The 23512-nt window shown below is 58.4% G+C and carries 19 protein-coding genes and 1 pseudogene; all 20 read left to right on the top strand.

Going from position 1 to position 23512, the window contains the following annotated elements; translation table 11 throughout:
* Positions 1–122 precede the first annotated feature (122 nt).
* The 20 genes and pseudogenes from QLQ86_RS13875 (at position 123) to QLQ86_RS13785 (ending at position 22715) form a co-directional block, all read left to right on the top strand.
* Positions 123–1583, top strand: coding sequence for a glyceraldehyde-3-phosphate dehydrogenase (locus QLQ86_RS13875; protein ID WP_282817348.1), 1461 nt, complete (start codon positions 123–125; stop codon positions 1581–1583).
* 409 nt (positions 1584–1992) lie between these two features.
* Positions 1993–3342: a Na(+)-translocating NADH-quinone reductase subunit A gene (locus QLQ86_RS13870; protein WP_282817347.1), complete on the top strand. Its 1350-nt coding sequence runs from the start codon at positions 1993–1995 to the stop codon at positions 3340–3342.
* Positions 3342–4568 carry an NADH:ubiquinone reductase (Na(+)-transporting) subunit B gene (locus tag QLQ86_RS13865; protein WP_282817346.1) on the top strand — a complete coding sequence of 409 codons (1227 nt, stop codon included), beginning with the start codon at positions 3342–3344 and terminating at the stop codon, positions 4566–4568. Before QLQ86_RS13870 ends, QLQ86_RS13865 begins: the two co-directional genes overlap by 1 nt.
* Positions 4568–5386 (top strand): Na(+)-translocating NADH-quinone reductase subunit C, encoded by an 819-nt coding sequence (locus QLQ86_RS13860; protein ID WP_282736562.1) that lies wholly within the window; start codon positions 4568–4570, stop codon positions 5384–5386. The genes QLQ86_RS13865 and QLQ86_RS13860 overlap by 1 nt, the downstream gene beginning before the upstream one ends.
* A 2-nt stretch (positions 5387–5388) precedes the next feature.
* Positions 5389–6057, top strand: a complete 669-nt coding sequence (locus QLQ86_RS13855; RefSeq protein ID WP_282736563.1) for an NADH:ubiquinone reductase (Na(+)-transporting) subunit D — start codon at positions 5389–5391, stop codon at positions 6055–6057.
* A gap of 1 nt (position 6058) precedes the next feature.
* Positions 6059–6676 carry an NADH:ubiquinone reductase (Na(+)-transporting) subunit E gene (nqrE, locus tag QLQ86_RS13850; protein ID WP_133635501.1) on the top strand — a complete coding sequence of 206 codons (618 nt, stop codon included), beginning with the start codon at positions 6059–6061 and terminating at the stop codon, positions 6674–6676.
* A 72-nt stretch (positions 6677–6748) separates the two neighbouring features.
* Entirely contained in the window at positions 6749–7981 is a 1233-nt protein-coding gene (gene nqrF, locus QLQ86_RS13845) for an NADH:ubiquinone reductase (Na(+)-transporting) subunit F (RefSeq protein WP_282736564.1), read from the top strand.
* 199 nt (positions 7982–8180) lie between these two features.
* Positions 8181–8435 carry a (Na+)-NQR maturation NqrM gene (gene nqrM, locus QLQ86_RS13840; RefSeq protein ID WP_282817345.1) on the top strand — a complete coding sequence of 85 codons (255 nt, stop codon included), beginning with the start codon at positions 8181–8183 and terminating at the stop codon, positions 8433–8435.
* 234 nt (positions 8436–8669) lie between these two features.
* Positions 8670–10061, top strand: coding sequence for a Si-specific NAD(P)(+) transhydrogenase (gene sthA / locus QLQ86_RS13835; protein ID WP_282817344.1), 1392 nt, complete (start codon positions 8670–8672; stop codon positions 10059–10061).
* Between the two features lie 703 nt (positions 10062–10764).
* On the top strand, positions 10765–12885 hold the full coding sequence (locus QLQ86_RS13830; protein WP_282817343.1) for a polysaccharide biosynthesis protein: 2121 nt from the start codon (positions 10765–10767) through the stop codon (positions 12883–12885).
* A 139-nt stretch (positions 12886–13024) separates the two neighbouring features.
* On the top strand, positions 13025–14149 hold the full coding sequence (locus tag QLQ86_RS13825) for a polysaccharide export protein (RefSeq protein ID WP_326521285.1): 1125 nt from the start codon (positions 13025–13027) through the stop codon (positions 14147–14149).
* A 2-nt stretch (positions 14150–14151) separates the two neighbouring features.
* A complete protein-coding gene (locus QLQ86_RS13820) occupies positions 14152–14589 on the top strand; it encodes a low molecular weight protein-tyrosine-phosphatase (RefSeq protein WP_282817342.1) in 438 nt (145 codons plus the stop codon).
* A 49-nt stretch (positions 14590–14638) separates the two neighbouring features.
* Positions 14639–16831, top strand: coding sequence for a polysaccharide biosynthesis tyrosine autokinase (locus tag QLQ86_RS13815; protein ID WP_282817341.1), 2193 nt, complete (start codon positions 14639–14641; stop codon positions 16829–16831).
* Between the two features lie 116 nt (positions 16832–16947).
* Positions 16948–17970 carry an NAD-dependent epimerase gene (locus QLQ86_RS13810; protein WP_282817340.1) on the top strand — a complete coding sequence of 341 codons (1023 nt, stop codon included), beginning with the start codon at positions 16948–16950 and terminating at the stop codon, positions 17968–17970.
* A gap of 73 nt (positions 17971–18043) precedes the next feature.
* The gene (locus tag QLQ86_RS20120) at positions 18044–18343 is read left to right on the top strand and encodes a hypothetical protein (protein ID WP_326521284.1); all 300 of its coding nucleotides are present in this window, start codon (positions 18044–18046) and stop codon (positions 18341–18343) included.
* Positions 18315–18563, top strand: a complete 249-nt coding sequence (locus QLQ86_RS20115) for a hypothetical protein (protein WP_326521283.1) — start codon at positions 18315–18317, stop codon at positions 18561–18563. Before QLQ86_RS20120 ends, QLQ86_RS20115 begins: the two co-directional genes overlap by 29 nt.
* A 38-nt stretch (positions 18564–18601) precedes the next feature.
* Complete coding sequence (locus tag QLQ86_RS13800) at positions 18602–18895, top strand: helix-turn-helix domain-containing protein (RefSeq protein WP_282817339.1); 294 nt, start codon at positions 18602–18604, stop codon at positions 18893–18895.
* A gap of 384 nt (positions 18896–19279) precedes the next feature.
* Positions 19280–19639, top strand: a pseudogene (locus tag QLQ86_RS13795) (IS30 family transposase); the annotation flags it as partial.
* Between the two features lie 25 nt (positions 19640–19664).
* Positions 19665–21461, top strand: a complete 1797-nt coding sequence (locus tag QLQ86_RS13790) for an ABC transporter ATP-binding protein (RefSeq protein ID WP_282817338.1) — start codon at positions 19665–19667, stop codon at positions 21459–21461.
* Between the two features lie 396 nt (positions 21462–21857).
* Positions 21858–22715, top strand: coding sequence for a polysaccharide pyruvyl transferase family protein (locus tag QLQ86_RS13785; protein WP_282817337.1), 858 nt, complete (start codon positions 21858–21860; stop codon positions 22713–22715).
* Positions 22716–23512 lie beyond the last annotated feature (797 nt).

Here is a 23512-nt window from a genome sequence, read left to right as displayed (position 1 = left end):
CAGGGGATTTCTGTAAAACGCCTACAGCGGGTGCGACCATCCTGCGATTGCCCCGACAGGTGCCGCCCCGGATAATGCACCGGTATCTTTACCCCACTGTTCTCACCAAGGAGAGGTTACCCGTGAGTCAGCAATCCCTCGATACCGTCTTCCAGGAATGGCACGACAACCAGGCGATCGCCGAGCAGATGATCCCGATGATCGGCAGCCTCTACCGCCACAACAACGTGGTGGTGACCATGTTCGGGCGGTCGCTGTTCAACCGCAGCGTGATCCGCATCCTCAAGGATCACCGCTATGTGCGCAAGATCGAGGGGACCGAGCTCTCCGTGCAGGACACCTTCCCGCTGGTCAAGGCATTGACCGAGCTCAACCTGGGGCCGGCCCATGTCGACGTGGGCAAGCTCGGCGTGGCCTACAAGGCGCACGGCGGCGACCCGGTGGCCTTCCTGCGTGACGAGCTGGCCGAGATCGTCGATGGCCACGATCCCGCCGGCAACAACGGGCAGCCCAAGGACGTCGTGCTCTACGGTTTCGGCCGCATCGGGCGGATACTGGCGCGCGTGCTGGTCGAGAAGGCCGGTGGCGGCAATCTGCTTCGCCTGCGTGCCATCGTGGTGCGCGGCCGCGGTGACATCGCCAAGGACCTGGAGAAGCGGGCCAGCCTGCTGCGCCGCGATTCGGTGCATGGCCCCTTCAACGGCACCATCAGCGTGGATGCCGAAGCGCGTACCATCACCGCCAACGGCAATGTCATCCGGGTGATCTACGCCGATTCGCCCGCCGAGATCGACTATACCGAGTACGGCATCGACAACGCCGTGGTGGTCGACAACACCGGCATCTGGCGCGACGAGGCGGGCCTTGGCCAGCATATCCAGTGCAAGGGCGTGGCCAAGGCGATCCTGACCGCCCCGGGCAAGGGCGACGTCGCCAACATCGTCTACGGCATCAATCACCAGGACATCGGCGAGCAGGATCGCATCCTCTCCGCGGCCTCGTGCACCACCAACGCCATCGTGCCGGTGCTCAAGGTGCTCAACGACGAGTTCGGCGTCGAGCACGGCCACGTGGAGACCGTGCACTCCTACACCAACGACCAGAACCTGATCGACAACTACCACAAGGGCGATCGTCGCGGCCGCAGCGCTCCGCTCAACATGGTGCTGACCGAGACCGGCGCCGCCAAGGCGGTGGCCAAGGCCCTGCCGGAGTTTGCCGGCAAGCTGACCGGCAATGCCATCCGGGTGCCGACGCCCAACGTTTCCATGGCGATCCTCAACCTGCGCCTGGAGAGGGAGACCGACGCCGAGGCGCTCAACGACTTCCTGCGCCGGATGTCGCTCGACTCGCCCTACCAGAAGCAGATCGACTTCGTCGACTCGCCCGAGGTGGTCTCCACCGACTTCGTCGGCAACCGCCACGCTGGCATCGTCGACGCCAAGGCGACCATCGCCAACGGCAAGAATGCCGTGGTCTACGTCTGGTACGACAACGAGTTCGGCTACAGCTGCCAGGTGATCCGCATCCTGCAGCACGTCTCCAACGTGCACTTCCTCAAGCTGCCGCGTGCCAAGGACTGAAGGGCAGCGCCAAGCGGCCAAGCGCCGAGCCGGCAAGCTGACCCGTGACGGGCGGGGGCGTTGAAGAGATAGATCAGGAACCCCCACGGAGCGACTCCGATGGGGGTTCTTGCTTTTGCTGATGCAGGCGGCACAACCTCGCTTGGCAGCTTGGCAGCTTGGCAGCTTGGCAGCTTGGCAGCTCGGCGCTCGGCGCTCGGCGGTGCGACAATTTTACCCTTGTCCCGGAACTGCCCTTGCGACCATAGGGCAGGTGGTCATCCTTTACGCTTCTCTTTATAATACGGTGGATTTTTCGGGGTGGTTCGAGCGAGCCTCGGGCCTGACTGGTAACGTACTGAAAACAGAAGAATTCGAATCCATTCGAACCCCTTTCTTCATCTATCCGATCCATCAACTGGGCGAGACTATGATCGAAGTCAAGAAAGGCCTGGATCTCCCCATCGCGGGGACGCCGGAGGCGCGAATCGAGGACGCGCGGCCGGTGCACCATGTGGCTGTCCTGGGCACCGACTATGTCGGCATGAAGCCGACCATGGAGGTCAGTGAGGGGGACAGGGTCAAGCTGGGCCAGCTGCTCTTCACCGACAAGAAGATCGACGGGGTGCGGTTCACGGCGCCGGCGGCCGGCGAGGTCATCGCCATCAACCGCGGCGAGAAGCGCAAGCTGCTCTCGGTGGTCATCAAGGTCGACGAGACCGAAGAGGCGGTAGAGTTCAAGGCGCACGGTCGCGACAAGCTCGAGAGCCTCGAGCGCCAGGCCGTCGTCGACCAGCTGGTTGAGTCGGGCCTGTGGACCGCACTGCGCACCCGTCCCTATTCGCGCACACCGGCCGTCGACAGTGCGCCGACCGATATCTTCGTCACGGCCATCGATACCCACCCGCTGGCCGCGGATCCTGCCGGTATCATCAACGAGCAGCCCGAGGCCTTCGAGGACGGGCTCAAGGTGCTGGCCCACCTCACCGAGGGCAAGGTCTACCTCTGCACGGCGCCTGAGGCTCGCATCCCGGGAACCGACGTCAAGGGCGTGCAGCACGAGACCTTCGCTGGCCCACACCCCGCCGGCCTGGTCGGTACCCATATCCACCATCTCTCGCCCGTGGCCCTGCACAAGCGTGTCTGGCATATCGGCTATCAGGACGTCATCGCCTTCGGGAAGCTCTTCGCCGAAGGCAAGCTGGACGTCCAGCGCGTGATCGCCGTGGGCGGCCCGCGTGCCGAGAATCCGCGCCTGCTGCGTACCCGCGTCGGGGCCAGCACCGATGAACTGCTGGCCGGCGAAGTTGTCGACCCGGAGGGCACGCGCGTCATCTCCGGCTCGGTTTTCGCCGGTGCCACCTGTGAGGGAAGCCTGCGCTACCTGGGTCGCTTCCATAACCAGGTCAGCCTCCTCGAGGAGGGCAACAAGCGCGTCTTCATGGGCTGGATGTCGCCCGGCAAGAACCGCCACTCCGTGATGGGCATCTACCTGTCCAAGATCACCGGCCTGCACGACTATGCGCCGACCACCTCGACCAACGGCTCCGAGCGGGCCATGGTGCCGGTGGGAGCCTACGAGCAGGTGATGCCGCTGGATATCCTGCCCACTCAGCTGCTGCGCTCGCTGATCGTCGGCGACATCGAGACGGCGATGCAGCTCGGCTGCCTGGAGCTGGATGAAGAGGACCTGGCGCTGTGCACCTATGTGTGCCCCGGCAAGTACGAGTACGGTCCCATCCTGCGCGACAATCTCACCATGATCGAGAAAGAGGCCTGATGATGGGTATCCGACAGACACTCGATAATCTCGAGCCCCACTTCCACAAGGGGGGCAAGTACGAGAAGTTCTATCCCCTCTACGAGGCGGTGGACACCATTTTCTATGCCCCGCCCGATGTGGCCAAGACCACGGCTCACGTGCGTGACGGCGTCGACCTCAAGCGCATCATGATCACCGTCTGGTTGTGTACCTTCCCGGCGATGTTCTTCGGCATGTGGAACGCCGGCTGGCAGGCCAACCTGGCCATCTCCGAGGGCTTCAGCTCCATGGGCGGCTGGCGCGAGGCGATCATGATGACCCTCGCCGGCGGCCATGATCCGGGCAGCCTGTGGGCCAACTTCGTGCTCGGCGCCACCTACTTCCTGCCGATCTACCTGGTGACCTTCGTGGTGGGCGGCTTCTGGGAGGTGCTCTTCGCCATCAAGCGTGGCCACGAGGTCAACGAGGGCTTCTTCGTCACCTCCGTGCTCTATGCCCTGATCCTGCCCGCCACCATCCCGCTGTGGCAGGTGGCGCTGGGCATCACCTTCGGCGTGGTGATCGGCAAGGAGATCTTCGGCGGTACCGGCAAGAACTTCCTCAACCCGGCGCTGACCGGCCGTGCCTTCCTCTACTTCGCCTATCCGGCACAGATCTCCGGCGACGCGATCTGGGTGGCGGCCGACGGTTACACCGGGGCGACCGCGCTCTCCATCGCCTTCCAGGACGGCATGACAGCCCTCTCCAGCCAGTTCAGCTGGTGGGACGCCTTCCTCGGCTTCGTTCCCGGCTCGGTGGGCGAGACCTCGACCCTGGCGATACTGATCGGGGCGGTAGTGCTGCTGTGGACCAAGATCGCCTCCTGGCGGATAGTGCTCGGCGTCTTCCTGGGCATGGTAGCGACCAGCGCGCTCTTCAACCTGATCGGCTCCGACAGCAACCCGATGTTCGCCATGCCCTGGTACTGGCACCTGGTGGTGGGCGGTTTCGCCTTCGGCATGGTGTTCATGGCGACCGACCCGGTATCCGCCTCCATGACCAACCAGGGCCGCCTGATCTTCGGCGCGCTCATCGGCGTCATGACGGTGCTGATCCGTGTCGTCAACCCGGCGTTCCCTGAAGGCATCATGCTGGCGATCCTGTTCGCCAACCTGTTCGCCCCGCTGATCGACAACTTCTTTGTACAGGCCAACATCAAGCGCCGCATGCAGCGCACCGGTGTGCCGGCCGAGGAGACTGCCTGATGGCACAGAGCAACAACTCCATCAAGAAGATCCTGACGGTGGCGTTCGCACTTTGTATCGTGTGTTCGATCATCGTCTCCACCGCAGCGGTGGCCCTGCGTTCGAAGCAAGAGTTCAACCAGGAGCTGGACCGCAAGACTAACATTCTCGAGGTGGCCCAGCTCTACGAATCCGGCATGGACGTGAACGAGACCTTCGAGTCGGTCATCACGCCCCGGGTGGTGGATCTGCGTAGCGGCGAGTACACCGACGAGTTCGATCCCTCCACCTATGAAGGCTTCCAGGCCCGTCGTGACCCGGCAGCGTCCCGTACCCTCTCGGGGGAGAAGGACATCGCCGGGCTGACCCGTCAGGAGAACTACAGCACCGTCTACCTGGTCGGCGATGCGGAAGATCCCGAGCAGATCATCCTGCCGATCCGTGGCCAGGGCCTGTGGGGGCTGATGCGCGGCTTTCTCTCCGTGGAAGGCGACGGCAACACCATCGTCGGCATCACCTACTACGAGCACGCCGAGACGCCCGGACTGGGTGGCGAGGTCAACAACCCGCGCTGGCAGGCCCAGTGGGAAGGCAAGGAGATCTTCGACGAGGAAGGGGAACTCGTGCCCGCGATCAGCCTGGTCAAGGGCGGTGCCAGTGGCGAGAACGAGGTCGATGCCCTCTCCGGTGCCACCCTGACCAGCAAGGGCGTGACCAACATGCTGCAGTTCTGGCTCAGCCCCGAGGGCTTCGGTGAGTACCTGGCGCGGTTCCGCGAGGGGATCGACCAGACCGAGGCCGAGGGCGCCGACGTCGAACTCGAAAGTGAAGGAGCCTGATCATGTCTGCTGCCAATGCAAAAAGCGTCCTGACGACGCCGATCTTCAAGAACAACCCCATTGCCCTGCAGATACTGGGTATCTGCTCGGCCCTGGCGGTGACCACCAGCATGAGCGTCTCGCTGGTGATGACGCTGGCGGTGATCTTCGTGACGGCCTTCTCGAACCTGTTCGTGTCGCTGATCCGCCACCACATCCCGTCCTCCATCCGCATCATCGTGCAGATGACCATCATCGCCTCCCTGGTCATCGTGGTAGACCAGATCCTCAAGGCCTACGCCTACGAGATGTCCAAGCAGCTCTCGGTGTTCGTCGGCCTGATCATCACCAACTGCATCGTGATGGGGCGTGCCGAAGGCTTCGCTATGACCAACACGCCGGGAATGTCCTTCCTGGACGGCATCGGCAATGGCATCGGCTACGGCTTCATCCTGATGACCGTGGGTTTTTTCCGCGAGCTGCTCGGTGCCGGCAGCGTGTTCGGCTTCACCGTGCTGCAGCCCGTGCAGGACGGCGGCTGGTACGTGCCCAACGGCCTGCTGCTGCTGCCGCCGTCGGCGTTCTTCATCATCGGACTGATCATCTGGGTACTGCGTAGCGTCAACCCGGAACAGGTCGAGGAGAACGAGTTCAAGATGAAGCCCAACACCGAGCCGAAGGAGGCCGTGTAACATGGAACATTATCTGAGCCTATTCGTCGCCTCGGTCTTCGTCGAGAACATGGCGCTGGCCTTCTTCCTGGGCATGTGTACCTTCCTGGCGGTCTCCAAGAAGGTCTCCTCGGCCTTTGGCCTGGGGATCGCCGTGATCGTGGTGCTGACCGTGACCGTGCCGGTCAACAACCTGGTCTACACCTTCCTGCTGCAGGAGGGTGCCCTGACCTGGACCGGCATCAGCGGGGCCGAGAACATCGACCTCTCCTTCCTGGGTCTGCTTTCCTACATCGGCGTCATCGCCGCCCTGGTGCAGATCATGGAGATGTTCCTCGACAAGTACGTGCCCGCGCTCTACAACGCGCTGGGCGTGTTCCTGCCGCTGATCACCGTGAACTGCGCCATCCTGGGTGGCGTGCTGTTCATGGTCGAGCGTAACTACAACTTCGGCGAGTCCGTGGTCTATGGTTTCGGCGCCGGTACCGGCTGGGCGCTGGCCATCACCGCGCTGGCCGGCATTCGCGAGAAGCTCAAGTACAGCGACGTTCCCGACTCCCTGCAGGGGCTGGGCATCACCTTCATCACCGTGGGCCTGATGTCGCTGGGTTTCATGTCCTTCTCCGGCATCCAGCTCTGAGGCAGGTCGTGCTCTCCCGGCGGCCGTGTGCGCCGCCGGGGTTCAGGCAACGTCAAGCAATAGGAAACCGACATGGTTGATACAACAGTCATCTTGCTCGGTGTGGTCATGTTCACCGTGGTCGTCATCGGCCTGGTTCTGGTGATCCTGGCTGCCCGCAGCAAGCTCGTCAGCACCGGGGATGTGACCATCGAGGTCAACGGTGACCCCGAACACACCCTGACCACCCAGGCCGGTGGCAAGCTGCTCAACACCCTGGCAGCCAACGGCATCTTCCTCTCCTCCGCCTGTGGCGGCGGTGGCTCCTGCGCCCAGTGCAAGTGCCGCGTGGAGGAGGGCGGCGGTGCCATCCTGCCCACCGAGGAGTCCCACTTCACCCTGCGCGAGAAGAAGGAAGGCTGGCGCCTCTCCTGCCAGGTGCCGGTGAAGCAGGATATGAAGATCGAGGTGCCCGAGGAGGTCTTCGGCGTCAAGCAGTGGGAATGCGAAGTCATCGATAACCCCAACGTCGCCACCTTCATCAAGGAGCTCAACCTGAAGCTGCCCGAGGGCGAGGAAGTGGCCTTCCGGGCCGGCGGCTACGTGCAGCTGGTGGCTCCGCCCTATGACATCTCCTTCAAGGACTTCGACATCGAGGAGGAGTATCGGGGCGACTGGGAGAAGTTCGGGCTGTTCGACATCTCCCACAAGAACAACGAGGAAGTCATCCGCGCCTACTCCATGGCGAACTATCCGGAAGAGAAGGGCATCCTCAAGTTCAACATCCGTATCGCCACTCCGCCGCCCAACACCGACCATCCGCCGGGGCTGATGTCCACCTACGTCTTCAGCCTGAAGCCGGGTGACAAGGTCACCGTGATGGGGCCCTTCGGCGAGTTCTTCGCCAAGGACACCGATGCCGAGATGATCTTCGTCGGCGGCGGGGCCGGCATGGCGCCGATGCGCAGCCACATCTTCGACCAGCTCAAGCGACTCAAGACCGATCGCAAGATCTCGTTCTGGTACGGCGCGCGCTCCTGGCGCGAGACCTTCTACAACGAGGAGTACGACCAGCTGGCCGAGGAGTTCCCCAACTTCGAGTGGCACCTGGCGCTCTCCGACCCGCAGCCCGAGGACAACTGGGAGGGGCCGACCGGCTTCATCCATAACGTCCTCTACGAGAACTACCTCAAGGACCACCCGGCGCCCGAGGACTGCGAGTACTACATGTGCGGGCCGCCCATGATGAACGCGTCCGTGATCAAGCTGTTGATCGACCTGGGCGTGGAACCCGAGAACATCCTGTTGGACGACTTCGGCGGCTGATCTCGATCGCCGCAAGGCGACCCCCGGGCCGGCCGAGAGGCCGGCCCCTTCGTTGCTGCTGCCCGACATGCCGATCGTTAAGCGTAACGCCTGCTGTCGGCATCTCAGGCATCAGATCTATTGAACCGTGGACCCCAAGCGTCATGGTGTTGTCACACAGTCAGGATGGCCGACCTTTTCCGTAACCGAGGAGCGTACAATGACCCTTTACCTGGTGGTATTCGCCTTCATGCTGCTGATCGTGGCCGCCATGGCCGTCGGCGTGATCATGGGTCGCAAGCCCATCGCCGGTACCTGTGGCGGTCTCAACCGCCTGGGCCTCAAGGAGGGCTGCGATGTCTGCGGCGGCAAGGACGAGGTCTGCGAGGAGGAGAACCGCAAGAGGACCAGTGCGCGTCGCCGCAGCGACGAGAGCCGTGGTGCCGACCTGGGGTATGACGCCACCAAGCGTTGATCCGCACCGACATTGCAGGTTCAGCGGTTGCAGGGACGACAGTCTTGTCGCAATGCATCCGGCACCCATCGCGAAGCAGGTCGCGGCGGTGAACCGTCCGCTCTCACAGAAACGCGCCGGTGCCAGCATGCGAAGATCTTGAAGAACGAACGACGAGGATCAAGGGCCAACGGCTCTTGATCCTTTTTTACGTACCGCTGACGGAAACCCGGGCAGAAGGAGCAGCGAGAGACGATGGCAGTGCACAATTATGACGTGGTGGTGATCGGCACCGGACCGGCGGGGGAGAGCGCGGCGATCAATGCCGCCAAGCACGGCAAGCGGGTCGCGGTCGTCGAGAAACAGGCGCAGGTCGGAGGCAACTGCACCCACTGGGGCACCATCCCATCGAAGGCGCTGCGACACCAGGTCAAGCAGATCCTCTCGTTCAACACCAACCCGATGTTCCGCGACATCGGCGAGCCGCGTTGGTTCTCCTTCTCCAGGGTGATGGCACGCTCCCGCGTCACCATCGACCAGCAGGTGGCGATGCGCACCAACTTCTATGCCCGCAACCGCATCGACCTGTTTCGCGGCGTGGCGCGCTTCAAGGACGAGCATACGCTGCTGGTGCGCGACGACCACGAGGGCATGGAGGAACTGGTCGCCGCCAAGGTCATCATCGCCACCGGCTCGCGCCCCTATCGGCCGGCCGACATCGACTTCCGCCATCCGCGCATCTACTGCTCCGACACCATCCTCAGTCTCAACCATACCCCGCGGACCTTGATCATCTTCGGCGCGGGGGTCATCGGCTGCGAGTATGCCTCGATCTTCTCGGGGCTCGGCGTCAAGGTCGACTTGATCAACAACCGCGGCAGTCTGCTCTCCTTCCTCGACGACGAGATCAGTGATGCGCTCTCCTACCACCTGCGCAAGCATGGCGTACTGATCCGCCACAACGAGGAGTATGCGAGGGTCGAGGGGGACGATACTGGGGTCACCGTGCATCTCAGGTCCGGCAAGCGGCTGCGCGCCGACGCCTTCCTGTGGGCCAACGGCCGCACCGGCAATACCGACCAGCTGGGGCTGGAGAATATCGGCCTGGAGGCCAACGGCCGCGGCCAGCTGAAGGTCGACGACCACTACCGGACCGAGGTGCCGAATGTCTACGCGGTGGGTGACGTGATCGGATGGCCGAGCCTGGCCAGCGCCGCCTACGACCAGGGCAAGAACGCCAGCGACGACATGCTCGAGGAGGACTTCCGCTTCGTCGATGACGTGCCCACGGGGATCTACACCATCCCCGAGATCAGCTCGGTGGGCAAGACCGAGCGTGAGCTCACCGAGGCCAGGGTGCCCTACGAGGTGGCCCAGGCCTTCTTCAAGGACACCGCCCGGGCCCAGATCACCGGCGACACCGTGGGCATGCTCAAGATCCTCTTCCACCAGGACAGCCTCGAGATCCTCGGCATCCACTGCTTCGGTGACCAGGCCTCCGAGATCGTCCATATCGGCCAGGCGGTCATGCAGCAGCAGGGTGAGGCCAACACCCTCAAGTACTTCATCAATACCACCTTCAACTACCCGACCATGGCCGAGGCCTACCGTGTCGCGGCCCAGAACGGGATGAATCGGGTGTTCTAGTACTATCCGGACTAGATATCTAATGATGCGTCGATCCTTCATGATCGGCGCATTTTTTTGTCTGTAGATGACAGGCGGCATGGTGATCTTAGTGCCGACTAGTAGGAGCGGGTCATCTCGAGCGGCCTTGGTGACTGTTGGCAAGGAAAAACTGTATTTAGTGCCTGTACGGTCATGAGCTTTTCTCAATCTAGTGGGTTAGAAAATTGGTACGAGCAGGAGTCGGCTACATAATGTAACCTTGTGTGTAAATAAGTTTCTTCCATGTTAATGCCCTAGTCAGGCTTGAATCATGGATGCTGCGCAAGAAGTGATACAAGTACCAAAACTGGCAATATCAGGTCCCGGAGAGCGCCATCATAACTCCCGGGCGGTAGCGTGGCCAGAGCCAGCAATGTCGTTGATAAAGCAGAAAAGATCCAAGGTTACGAGGTAGTAATGAATCTGAATGACTGCTTCAGAGGGCATCTTGGCTACCGAGCCAGCACAATGTTTCTGACTGAGGGCTCAGGAGTCCTGAACACCTCAGGTGCTGAATTTATTGCTTGATTTCAGCGTTTTTTGTGCAATATTTCTGTAAAAATACCTGTTTTCTTGTCCGAGGTTTGGCTGAGCATGTCCACTTTATTAGCCTGTTTATATTTATTCCAAGTATGTGACCTTAGCTTGCAAACGTGCTGGTGAAAGTCCCAAGGAATTTTTCATGATGCCTTTCCTACCCTCATTATTTGGTTTGCCCAGAAAGACCAAGCGTTACATTCAGGTATTGGCTGATACAATTCTCATCACCTTCAGTTTGATTCTAGCCATGTTGCTGAGGCGCGATAGCCTAGACTTTTTGGGTGATCCAGAGGTATGGGTTGCACTTCTGATCCTGGTGCCAGCCAGTATCTTTATTTTCATTCGATTCGGTTTTTATCGTACCATCATTCGGTTCCTTGGATTTCGGGCGGCTCAGACTATTCTCGGTGGAGTCTTGTCTTCGGCTTTTGTGCTCGGTATGAGCACTGTGGTGCTAGGGTTGCCCATTACCCTCTCAGTTTCATTCATCTACGCGATGATCGCGTTGATCTCTATTGGCGGGGTACGTTTTGTCTTGTGTCTACTTTATTCCCGAGGACAGCAACTCAAAAAGACGCGAGTATTGATATATGGTGCCGGTGTGGCAGGACGACAACTTGTCATGTCGCTGCGCCATGGGCGCGATTATGAGCCGGTTGCTTATGTGGATTTTGCTCCGCGCCTCCAAGGTACCAACGTGCAGGGCCTCAAGGTATACCATCCCAGAGAAACGCATAGGATCATCAAGACCTATGGTGTCGAGAAGTTCCTGTTAGCCATTCCCGAGGCTAGCCGGTCTCGTCGGCAGGAAGTCATTGAGTCTGTTGAGATACTGGGTATGCCGGTGCAGACAATCCCTGACATGGCTGACATTATTTCCGGCAAGGCCAAGGTGAATGAGCTTCGTGATGTAGCCATCGAAGACCTCCTGGGGCGCGACCCGATTCCACCGGACCTGTCACTTTTGGGGGCTAGTATTTACGATAAGGTCGTGATGGTCACCGGGGCCGGAGGTTCAATTGGTAGCGAGCTAAGCCGTCAAATATTCGCCCAGCATCCTAAACAACTACTTTTGGTAGATGTGTCAGAATATGCGCTCTACCGTATCGAACAGGATCTCAAACGGATCGCTTCTCTCGATGGCCTAGATAGTACATTCCTGCCTATTCTGGCATCGGTACAGGAGAAGCATCGGCTCGAAGGCCTCATGCATGCCTTCCAGGTCGATACCATCTATCATGCAGCTGCCTACAAGCATGTACCCTTAGTCGAGCAAAACATGGTCGAGGGAATATGCAATAACGTTTTCGGCACCTTGAACATGGCCAGGGCAGCGATAGCTGCAAAAGTTAGTAGCGTTGTTCTAGTGTCCACCGACAAGGCTGTTCGTCCTACCAATGTGATGGGCGCCTCTAAACGCTTGGCGGAGTTGGTCTGTCAGGCCCTGGCACAAGAACAGGAGGTAACTCGCTTCTCCATGGTGCGTTTCGGGAATGTACTGGGTTCATCCGGTTCGGTTGTACCGCTATTTCGTAAGCAGATCGAAAAGGGAGGGCCCATCACCGTGACTCATCCCGAGATCACCCGTTATTTCATGACCATCCCGGAAGCGGCCCAGTTAGTCATTCAAGCGGGTGCGATGGCTCGCGGTGGGGATGTATTTGTGCTCGATATGGGAAAGCCTGTGAAGATCGTTGAGTTGGCTTGTCGCATGGTTCGACTCACTGGGCTGGAACCCTACTTCGCAAATCAGCCTGAAGGTGCAGAGGACAATACATCAATCAAGGAAAGCGTCAAGTCTTCATCGAAGGGTGATATTCCCATTGTATTTACGGGTCTGCGCCCCGGTGAAAAACTCTATGAAGAGTTGCTCGTCACCGATAGCGCGCTACCTACATCGCATCCCCGGATAATGACGGCTAATGAATCGATGATGGATTGGGAGGCCTTGAACTGCCTGCTAGAGAGATTATATCAGGCCTGCCGCGAACAGGACGTGAAGGGTATCCGGCGGGTGCTGGACAAAGCACCCACCGGTTATTCACCGATGGATGACATCGTTGATATCCAGTGGTTACGTCGTTCTATTTACCAGGAAAAGCCGTTTCCTATGGGCGCTCAGTCAGTGAATTCGACTCGACCTTGTCATCAAGGGAATGCCATAGATGAATGGAATGTGAGTGTGGGAGAGTCAGCAGATAGTGTGGCAAGTATCTCTCCTCAGAGTGCTGTTTTGGGAAATATGAACCGTGGTAAGCCCTAATCCACGCCAAGCAGTCAGGACTCACGGTTAGCATGAAGCAAGTTGACGTTCTTGACAGGTCTCGAGGATGCACCAGCAACTCGGGCGGTAGCGTTGGTGCAGCCATGTCCGACAGTCACAAACAATAAGGAAGACTCCGATGATGATATCCAGAACACTTCGACTGACACTTGCAGGCCTGACCATGCTTGTACTTGCGGGTTGTGCCATTGCTCCTGGGGGGGACATGGACCGTCGTGTCGATGAAAGTGCAAGCGTTGACCTTTCCGACAGGGTGGATATCAAGGCGATCACGCCGGAGTTGCTGCAACAGATCGAACGAGAGCGGCCGGTCGCCCAACCACAGACAGATGAACTGCGCCGCGCGATCGACCAGTATGATTACCAGGTTGGTCCCGGTGATGTCCTGAGTATCATCGTCTATGATCACCCCGAACTCACCATTCCTGCGGGCGCCGAGCGTAGCGCGGCAGAAGCCGGCCACATCGTCAGGCCTGAGGGCACCATCTTCTATCCCTTCCTGGGACGCATCCGTGTCGCCGGCAAGACGACCGATGAGATCCGCATACAACTCACACGTGGCTTGTCAGAGTACCTGACGGACCCGCAGGTGGATGTATTCGTCGCCCAGTTCAATTCGAAGAAGGCCCATGTCACTGGCGCGGTTGGCTCGCCAGGCACCCTTCCCATCACCAATGTGCCATTGACCATCGTGGATGCCGTCAGTGCCGCTGGCGGGCCCACCGCTGATGCCTACTGGCATGAGCTCACCCTGATTCGTGAAGGTAGGGAGGAACGGCTTTCGCTGTTTGCCCTGCTCAGCGAGGGGGACCAGACCCAGAATCGCCTGCTCCGGGACGGTGACCAACTGCACCTGCCCAGCGCCGACAACCAGGGGATTGCCATGCTAGGCCAGGTCGGGTCGCCCGGTAACCTGCGAATGAATCGTGAGCGCCTATCGCTGACCGATGCCTTGTCACGTGCCGGCGGTATCGACGAAGAGCGTGGGGATGCCTCGGGAATCTTCGTTCTGCGCCCGCACTCGTTGGAAAGCAAAAAGCTGGCCACGGTGTACCAGCTCGACGTGAGCGATGCCACCGCCTACATGATGGCCAGCAGATTTCCACTCGAGCCCAGTGATGTGGTGTATGTCACGACCGCGCCATTGGCTCGCTGGAACCGGGTGATAAGCCTGCTCCTGCCATCACTGACTCTCCCGGGTGATATCGGTAGCACCGGTGAAGGCCTCGACGAACTGCTCTAGTCATGTTCCAGCGCATATTGATCGTGTGTACCGGCAACATCTGCCGCAGCCCGGTGGCAGCGGCAATGTTGCAACGCCGGCTGCCGCGGCTGACGGTGCATTCCGCCGGTCTGGGTGCCCTGGTCGGGCAGCCGGTGGATGCTCGGGCACGACAGCTGGCGGAAGCCGACGGGCTTGACGTTGATGCCCATGAGGCACGTCAGTTGGATACCGGCATGCTTGCCGAAGCCGACCTGGTGCTGGTCATGACGGACAACCAGCGTCAGGCGTTGGCCAAGCGCTGGCCGGAGGCACGTGGCAAGACGCTGCTGCTGGGCAAGTGGCTGAGCCAGCAGCAAGAGACGGACATCCCTGACCCCTACCGAAAGAGCCAGGACGCGTTCGAGCATGTACACCGACTGCTGCACGAGGCCACTCGCCTCTGGGCAGACAGGCTCTGATGCCCTCGCAAGGGCCCCATTCTCCTTATTGCAGTAGTAGAGCTAGCTTATGAACGAGACACCGCAAAGACAGGACACGCAGGAAACAACCGTCGATCTCGGGCGCATGTTTGTTGCGCTGCTGGATCATAAATGGCTGATCGTGTTCATCACGCTGCTCTTCGCCGGGCTCGGGTACGTTCAGGGTCAGCTGGCGACCCCGATCTACCAGGCCAATGCCCTGGTGCAGGTGGAACGTCGCTCGAGCGTGAGCCCCTTCGGTAACGTGGGCAGCGTCATCGGCGATGACATGCTCAATACTCCGGCTGAAGTGCAGATCCTGCAGTCCCGCATGGTGCTGGGCCAGGTGGTGGATCGCCTCGAGCGAGATGTCATCATTCAGCCGGTCGAACTGCCCGTCATCGGCAATTTCGTAGAGCGCCGCCAGATTCCCCGGCCGGAGTTCATGGTTGGCCAACCACATGTCTGGGGCGATGAGTCTCTCGATGTGGCACGTTTCGAGCTGGCCGACAATCGTCGCGGACAGAGAATCCTAGTCGAGCGCTTGCAGGAGGGCTATCAGGTGCTGCTGGACGATGTATCTATCGGCAGAGGTCAGATCGGGCAGGTGGAACGTTTTCTCGACGATGACCTGATCCTTCGTATTGAGCGCTTCGAAGCGGCACCCGGGGCGCGCTTTCGGCTCATGAAACAGCACCGTACCTCTGCAATAGGGAACATCAGTTCGCGGTTGCAGATTACACAATCCACCTCCGAACCGACTGCCGGCATGTTGCGCCTGCTCATGGTTGGTGATGATCCGGTCGAGCTGACCCGAACTCTCGACGCCGTGGCGGAGACCTTCCTGACCCAGAATGTTGAGCGCCAGTCGGCTCAGGCCCAGCAGAGCCTCGAGTTCCTGGAAGATCAGGCACCCGAGTTGCGTTCCCAGCTGGCAGAAGCCGAGCAGCGGCTTAATGAATATCGCTCCAACCTGGATAGCGTTGACCTCGATAGCGAATCGCAGGCCGCCATCCAGCGCTACATCGAACTGGAAACCCGGTTGAATGATCTGGAGTTTCAGGAGGCCGAGCTGGCACAGCGCTATACCCCCAGCCACCCCACCTATCAGTCCCTGCTGCGACAGCGTGAACAGATCCAGCAGGACCGTGAGGAACTGAATGATCGTGTGGATCAACTGCCCGCCGCGCAGCAGCAAGTGATTCGCCTGCGTCGCGATATGGATGTCACCCAGGCAATCTACGTCAACGTGCTCAACAAGATGCAGGAGCTGGAGGTGGCCCGTGCCGGCACCATCGGTAACGTGCGCATCATCGACGATGCGGTGGTCAGCGGCCTGGTGGCCCCCAAGCGCGGCCGCATACTGATCCTGGCGACACTACTGGGTCTCGTGCTGAGCGTCGGCCTGGTGCTGATGCGTGAGCTGCTGCGGCGTGGCGTCACGTCACCCGAACAGATCGAAGCGGCAGGGATCCCCGTCTATGCCACCATCCCGCTCTCAAGTGGCCAGACGCGACTGACAAAGCGCGTAAGGCGCCGTGCCATGGGAACGGCCAAGAATGTAGTCACCGGGGTGTTGGCCGAACGCGAGCCAGCCGATCTGAGCGTCGAAGCCGTTCGCGGGCTGCGCACCAGCTTGCACTTCGCGCTGCTGGAAGGATGCAATAACCGCATCATGATAACGGGCTCCAGTCCCGGAGTGGGCAAGAGTTTCCTGGGGATCAACCTGGCCTCGGTCTTCGCCCAGGCCGGCAAGCGGGTCGTGTTGGTCGATGCTGACCTGCGCAAGGGGTACGTGCATCGCGCCTTTAAGCTGGACGCCAGCCCGGGGCTCTCCGACTACTTGTCCGGTCAGTGCGACCTTGCCGATATCATCAGGCCCACCGGCATCGAGAACTATCATGTGATCAGTCGCGGCAGGGTGGCCCCCAACCCTTCCGAGCTGCTAATGCAGTCTCGCTTGGCGGCGGCCATGGAAGCACTCAGCGACATGTTCGATCTGGTGCTGGTGGATACGCCCCCGATTCTCGCGGTCACGGACGCCAGTATCCTCGGCAAGCACTGTGACACCACCCTGCTGGTGGCTCGTTTCGAGAAGAACCCTGTTCGCGAGATCAAGGCCGCCAGGCGGCGCCTGGAAGACAGCGGCATCCGGGTACGTGGCGCCGTACTCAATGCCGTGGAGCTCAAGCCCTCGACGGCCAGCGGCTACTACGGCCATTACCAGTACCAGTACCGCTGATTGGCATCGCGCCGCGACAGCATCATCCTCGCGGACGGCTGATCCCAGAAAGCCATCCGCGAGGAACTTTCCCCGGGCGTACCGACAACCTCCCCCCCCAAGGAGCCTTCAACCGCATGAAGATTCTCGTGACCGGTAATGCCGGGTTCATCGGCTTTCACACCGCCAAGCGTCTGCTTGAACGGGGTGACAGCGTGGTCGGCTACGACAGCGTCAATGACTACTACGACCCCGCCATCAAGGAAGCACGACTGGAATTCCTGCAGGCCATTGCCGACCGTTGCGGCAGCGAATATCACTTCATCCGCGACAACCTGGCCGACCAGGCGGCGGTGAACGCCTGTTTCGCACAGCACCGTTTCGATCGCGTGATTCACCTGGCCGCTCAGGCCGGGGTGCGTTACTCGCTCGAGAATCCGCATAGCTATGTGGAGAGCAACGTGGTGGCCTTCACCAACGTGCTGGAAGCCTGCCGCTACGCCAAGGTGCCCCACCTCACCTACGCCAGTACCAGCAGCGTCTATGGCGCCAACACCCGCATGCCGTTCTCCGAGCATGACAGCGCCAACCATCCCCTGCAGTTCTACGCTGCGACCAAAAAAGCCAACGAGATGATGGCCCACAGCTATAGCCATCTGTTCGGGCTGCCGACCACCGGTCTGCGCTTTTTCACCGTCTACGGTCCCTGGGGGCGTCCTGACATGGCGCTGTTCAGGTTCACCCGGCATATTCTTGCCGATGAGCCCATCCCGGTGTTCAACCACGGCCACCATACCCGCGACTTCACCTACGTGGATGACATTGTGGAAGGGGTGATTCGCGCCAGCGATCAGGTCGCCGCGGCCAACCCGGACTGGAACAGTGACGCACCGGACCCGGCGACCAGCAATGTTCCCTACCGGCTGTTCAACATCGGCAACAATGACCCGGTGAAGCTCAGCGCCTACATCGAGGCCCTGGAAGAGGTCCTTGGCAAGACTGCCATCAGGGACCTGCTGCCGCTGCAGCCCGGCGATGTGCCGGATACCTACGCCGACAGCAGCGAGCTTGAACACGCAGTCGACTACAAGCCCGCGACGCCGGTCAAACAGGGCGTGGCCAACTTCGTGGCCTGGTACCGCGAGTTCTACGGACAGTAAGCGAGGGATCGATGAAGGTAACAGTTTCGGCACCGGCTATGGTGGGCTGGTTCAGGGCACAATCCTGGCCGACGTGGGCCATCACGTGATGTGTATGGACGTGGATGCCACCAAGGACGAGTGGTTGAACCAAGGACAGATACCCATCTACGAATTCGGATTGGAGACGCTGGTGCGCGAGAATCACGCCGCAGGCCGGCTGGCCTTCACCATTGACGCCGCCGCCGCCGCCGCCGGTGTCGAGTATGGCGAGTTGCAGTTCATCGCCGTGGGCACACCTTCGATGAAACGGCTTCGCCGACCTGCGCCACGTGCTGGCGGTGGCGGAGACCATCGTCCAATACATGCAGTGCCCGCAGATAATCATCGATAAATCTACCGTGCCGGTAGCCACTGCCGAACGAGTAAGCCGACGCGTGGCCGAGGTGCTGGCGGAACGTGGCCTCGATGAGCTAACATTCGATGTGGTCTCCAATCACGAGTTTCTAAAGGAAGGCCGTGCTGTGGCCGACTGTCATAAGCCCGACCGAATCATCATCGGCACCGAATTGGCGGACACCGTGAAGGTAATGCGTGAATGGCGGTCTCAATGACCAAGTGCAACTCGTGACCCATCAGGTACGGTTTTGCCATGACTCACTGTTATCGCCACCTCTCTGCTGAAGACCGAGCCGCCATCATGATGATGCGAGCCACTCATTCGATACGGGCCATCGCCACTCATCTGGGCCGTGCACCGAGCACCGTGTCACGAGAACTCGCTCGCCACACGGTAGACCCTATCAAGGGCTATGATGCCAGCCTGGCGGCCTACCGGGCCAATTTGACACAGCACCGACCTCGTCAGCGCCCCAAGTTGCAACCCGACGGGGAGCTCTTCGAGGTGGTGGTCTACCTGCTACGCAAGTACTGGTCACCGGAATAGATAGCTCGCACACTGAAGCGCATGTCTCCCAACAATTCACGTCGGCGGGTCTCGCATGAGGCCATCTACAATGCGCTCTACGTCATGCCCAGTGGCAGCCTCAAGAAGGAGCTCATCGCCTGCTTGCGGCAGGGTAACGGCAAGCGTCGGCCCCGCAGTCGTGGCAAGGATCGACGCCAGCAGATTCCCGATCTGGTCAGCATCCATATGCGGCCACCTGAGATCGAGGACCGCCTGATGCCAGGCCACCTGGGAGGGCGACCTCATCATTAGCGCCAACAATCGCTCCGCCGCCGGTACGCTGGTAGAGCAAACCACACGGTTGGTGATCTTGGCGAAAGTGGATGGCACCACCGCCACGGCGGCGGACGTCGGCTTCAGCACAAGCTCAATGAGGTGCCGCGATCCCTGCGCCTGTCGATGACCTACGACCAGGGCAGGGAGATGGTGAAGCATGCCGAGATCACGCAGAAAACCGGATCAGCGATCTACTTCGCTGACCCGCACAGCCACTGGCAGCAGGGATCCAACGAGAACACCAACGGGCTGTTGCGGCAGTACCTGCCGAAGGGTACGGCCCTTTTCGTCTACAGCCAGGAAGAACTCGACGAGATCGCCGACTCACTGAACACGCAGACGCTCAAGACACTGGACTGGCGCACGCCGCTGGAAGTTTACGCCGAGGTGCTCAAGAAATCGGTCGCTGGTCCGAGCACCCTTAATAGCGTTGCGCTTGAAACTTGAGGCTGTCTTCATCAAAGGTATCTATATGTTTAAACGTATCCGTCGCCTCTGGAAGCTATTGACGGTCGAGCAGCGAAAAAAACTCCTCGGACTGCAAGTGCTCGTGGTGCTAATGGCCTTCGCCGAAGTGGTGGGCATTGCCGCAATTGGCCCCTTTATGGCGGTGGTGGGCGATATCAGCCGTCTGGAGGGTGATGGCACACTTGCGCAACTTTACCAGACCAGTGGTCTGGAAACTCCCAGGCAGTTTCTTTTCTGGCTAGGGGTGTCGGTAATGATTGCTTTGGCAGGCGCCACTGCGCTTTCAATCTACGTTACGTGGAGGCTGGCACTTTACGCCCAACAGATCGGGGCAGAGTTATCCATCCGGCTTTTCAAGCATTATATGCAGCAACCGTGGCTCTTCCATGCCAGCGGCAGCAGTAGCCAGCTCACCAGCAAGATTGCTCAGGAAGCTACGCGAGTTACCGATAATGTCATTCAACCGCTTATGAAGATGAATGCCAAAGGGGTGCTGGCGGTGGTTATGGTAACAGGAGTCTTTCTGTTCAATCCGCTGGTAGCGGTGGTTGGCTTGTTACTCTTTGGCACGGCGTATTGGGGGCTATTCCGCACGGTGCGGAGGCGGCTGGCACGTAATGGAAAAACTATTACCACTTCCAATAGGCTCCGTTTCAAACTGATGAACGAAGGGTTTGGTGGCATCAAGGATACGTTGCTGTTAGGACGCCAGAATAATTTCAACCAGCGTTTCGAAGTGGCTAGTCGAAAGATGGGCCAGGCGAAAGGCGTGACGAGCGGACTTTCCCAAGTGCCGCGTTATGCCATGGAACTCTTGGCCTTTGGTGCTATAATTTCATTGGTTTTGTATCTACTGGCCCTTTATGAGGGTAATTTAGGGAATATCCTGCCTGTTCTCTCCATCTATGCAATGGCTGGTTTCAAGCTACTGCCTGCTTTTCAGCAGATATATGCCAGTCTGGCAAAAATAAAAGGCAACATCGCTTCTTTCGATACGATGGAGGAAGATCTGGCGTCGAGTCAGCATGTCACCCAAGATCTGCTTGCTGCCGAGGCAGGAAAGCTTTCACTCAGACAGAGCATTACTTTGGATAATATCCATTTTAGTTACCCTGAGAAGGAAGAGAAAGCACTGACCGGCTTGACACTGGAAGTCCCGGTAAACAAAGTAATCGGGCTGGTGGGAGCTTCTGGTTCAGGAAAATCTACTGCTATAGATATTCTACTTGGTCTTATTATGCCACAAGAAGGTGCGCTCAAGGTAGATGGACAACCACTGAGTGGCCGGGCGTTACGTGCTTGGCAGAATAGCGTGGGTTTCGTTTCACAAAGCATCTTCTTAGCAGATGCCAGCATACGGGAAAATATCGCCTTCGGTTTGCCCCCGGAAGAAATCGACGATGAAAGCGTGAGACGTGCCGCTCAGATGGCTCACTTGGATGAATTGCTGGAGAGCCTACCTCATGGCCTGGAGACGAGCGTAGGAGAGCGGGGCATCCAGCTTTCTGGCGGGCAGCGCCAGAGGATCGGAATTGCCCGAGCGCTGTATGATGATGCTAATGTTCTTGTTTTTGATGAGGCCACTAGTTCACTAGACGGCTTGACCGAAAAAATGGTGATGGATGCAATTCATAATTTCGCGGGACAGAAAACTATTATTATGATTGCGCATCGTCTAGCCACAGTAAAAAAGTGCGACTGGATCTTCCTACTGGACGCTGGTCAGGTGCTCGACGAAGGAACCTATCGTGAGCTATCGGAGCGAAATACTATCTTCAAGCGTATGGCAGATCATGCGTAAATGCCAGGATTATAAATTCCCTATAATATCCTGGTGGGTCGGTATTAAGAATTATTTTTATTTCATAAAAAATTATTCATTATAAATTTTAAGAAGTGGTGCTTCCGCATAAGTGCTATGATTAATGTTAAATCAATATATTTTGTTTAAATTATTATTTAAAATCATCAAATAAAGCTTGTGTAACCACACCTAGAGTATCAGCAATATGTGCACCGTCCCTCCCCAATTAGCAATGATCTTTCATTATTTATTTTTGGTTCATCGCACTTTGCCCGTAAACACGGCGCGGATCTTCAGGAAGAAGTACGCCGAGTCGCGGTACCTGTAGGCCATCCGCTTGATGACCTTGATTCGGTTATTCTATGAATCCAGGTTTCTTAGGAAGGAAAAATCATGCTTAATCGTATTCGGATGATGCCAAAAAAATTGGCGACCACCAGTCGGCTTTGGCGGGGTGAAGATGTTTCTGTGCTTCGATGGGCCACTAAAGGGATTATAGATCGTAATTGGGGAGACAAGCTGAACCCTTACATGGCCGAACGTATTAGTTGTCGCCCGGTTATTCACCGAGCGGATGTATACCCATTTCCGTCTCGTCCTGTACATTACTGGATTGGTAGCCACCTTGCTACGGCATGCAGAGACCCAAACGCAGTGATCTGGGGGACTGGCTTCATTTCAGCCGATGACCCCATCAGCGGAAGACCTCGGGAAATTCATGCAGTGCGCGGATGGCTCTCAAATGAGCGCCTAAGAAAAAAAGGACTTTCAACGCCAGATATTGTCGGTGATCCCGCACTTTTGCTACCTCGCTTATATGAGCCAAAGAACTGTCTTGATCGACGAAGTCTGGGCATCATTCCACACTGCTATGAATGGGACGAACCCTTTTTTGCTGCTGCTCGCGAGTGGCAAGATGTGCGCATGATCGATATTTGTGGCGATATTGAGGATGTAATTGAGCAGATCGTGTCCTGCGATCGAGTAATCTCATCTTCACTTCATGGAATAATCTGTGCTGACGCCTACAATGTTCCTTCATTGTGGATCCATGTTTCTGATAAACCGAAAGGAGACGGGTTCAAATTTCGCGACTATTTTTCTTCCGTTGGGCGCCCCGAAAATACGCCGATCATTGTCGATGTAACAACACCGAGAGATTTACTCGAAAAACAGTTCTATGACTACCGCATCGACATTAACTTGGATGCGCTTTGGCAAGTTTGCCCCTTGCGTCCGGCGGCAAGTTGATGTGTTCAGTACATCGCTAAATGACCACCTTCTTTCTCTCCGATCTCCGTGGTGGCGGTGCTGAGCGGGTTAATATCAACATCGCCCATTAGTTTTTTCGTGCAGGACATTATGTGGAGTTCGTGCTGATGCAGTCGAGGGATTTGCTGGGCTTGCGATGCACCTTTATGCTCACTCTTGCTGTCTGTTGGCAAGCGAGCATGTCGATTGCTCAGCACTCCATTACATAAAAGCTTTGAACGTTGGGCCCTGAAGCATTTTGGTCCGCGTTTTACGGCCCATGCCATAGCGCCGTGGCAGTCTCAAACGGCGTTACCCGAAGCCTGCAACAGGTTGGGGCCTTTCGTCCAAAAAGTTAATATTATATATAATGCAGTTCGTCCTTTCGCACCAGAGGATATATCATATAGTAACTGCGTCTTTCTTGAGGGAGTCAAGAGTGAAGCACATGATCGCAATCGTTTCACACATACGTTAAAACGGTTTGGAATTTTTCTGAACTCTACGGTCTCAAGTTCCAAGCGCAGTTCAGTTTAAGGATGTTCGGACCGGCGACCGATCTCTTGAGTACCTCGGCATAGAATTTCATCGGCCGGCACCGTTTAACTATAAGTCCAGCACATGATACCGTGCGTTGCTTGATCCAGCTAGGGGGGCTCAGGCTAACGGCATTTTGAAACGCTACAACGGTCGCAACAGCTGTGTTGGCAAGATCTGCAGCAGACGCAGAAGCAGTAGTTTTGGCTGTATAACTGTAGGGTCCCGGATGATCAAATCGCATATAGAAGTTATCCTCT

Origin of the sequence: Halomonas rhizosphaerae (genome assembly GCF_030012485.1) — a bacterium.
Lineage (GTDB): Bacteria > Pseudomonadota > Gammaproteobacteria > Pseudomonadales > Halomonadaceae > Halomonas > Halomonas rhizosphaerae.
The sequence above is the reverse complement of the archived record's forward strand: the minus strand, read 5'-3'. Positions and strand labels throughout refer to the sequence as shown.

What these genes read in the sequence shown, in the direction of transcription:
- QLQ86_RS13830 (WP_282817343.1), top strand. Translation starts at nt 10,765, where the DNA reads ATGATGCCTTTCCTACCCTCATTATTTGGTTTGCCCAGAAAGACCAAG.
- nqrE (WP_133635501.1), top strand. Translation starts at nt 6,059, where the DNA reads ATGGAACATTATCTGAGCCTATTCGTCGCCTCGGTCTTCGTCGAGAAC.
- QLQ86_RS13870 (WP_282817347.1), top strand. Translation starts at nt 1,993, where the DNA reads ATGATCGAAGTCAAGAAAGGCCTGGATCTCCCCATCGCGGGGACGCCG.
- QLQ86_RS13800 (WP_282817339.1), top strand. Translation starts at nt 18,602, where the DNA reads ATGACTCACTGTTATCGCCACCTCTCTGCTGAAGACCGAGCCGCCATC.
- QLQ86_RS20115 (WP_326521283.1), top strand. Translation starts at nt 18,315, where the DNA reads ATGCAGTGCCCGCAGATAATCATCGATAAATCTACCGTGCCGGTAGCC.
- QLQ86_RS13825 (WP_326521285.1), top strand. Translation starts at nt 13,025, where the DNA reads ATGATGATATCCAGAACACTTCGACTGACACTTGCAGGCCTGACCATG.
- QLQ86_RS13790 (WP_282817338.1), top strand. Translation starts at nt 19,665, where the DNA reads ATGTTTAAACGTATCCGTCGCCTCTGGAAGCTATTGACGGTCGAGCAG.
- nqrM (WP_282817345.1), top strand. Translation starts at nt 8,181, where the DNA reads ATGACCCTTTACCTGGTGGTATTCGCCTTCATGCTGCTGATCGTGGCC.
- QLQ86_RS13785 (WP_282817337.1), top strand. Translation starts at nt 21,858, where the DNA reads ATGCTTAATCGTATTCGGATGATGCCAAAAAAATTGGCGACCACCAGT.
- QLQ86_RS13860 (WP_282736562.1), top strand. Translation starts at nt 4,568, where the DNA reads ATGGCACAGAGCAACAACTCCATCAAGAAGATCCTGACGGTGGCGTTC.
- QLQ86_RS13810 (WP_282817340.1), top strand. Translation starts at nt 16,948, where the DNA reads ATGAAGATTCTCGTGACCGGTAATGCCGGGTTCATCGGCTTTCACACC.
- nqrF (WP_282736564.1), top strand. Translation starts at nt 6,749, where the DNA reads ATGGTTGATACAACAGTCATCTTGCTCGGTGTGGTCATGTTCACCGTG.
- QLQ86_RS13855 (WP_282736563.1), top strand. Translation starts at nt 5,389, where the DNA reads ATGTCTGCTGCCAATGCAAAAAGCGTCCTGACGACGCCGATCTTCAAG.
- QLQ86_RS13865 (WP_282817346.1), top strand. Translation starts at nt 3,342, where the DNA reads ATGATGGGTATCCGACAGACACTCGATAATCTCGAGCCCCACTTCCAC.
- QLQ86_RS13820 (WP_282817342.1), top strand. Translation starts at nt 14,152, where the DNA reads ATGTTCCAGCGCATATTGATCGTGTGTACCGGCAACATCTGCCGCAGC.
- QLQ86_RS13815 (WP_282817341.1), top strand. Translation starts at nt 14,639, where the DNA reads ATGAACGAGACACCGCAAAGACAGGACACGCAGGAAACAACCGTCGAT.
- sthA (WP_282817344.1), top strand. Translation starts at nt 8,670, where the DNA reads ATGGCAGTGCACAATTATGACGTGGTGGTGATCGGCACCGGACCGGCG.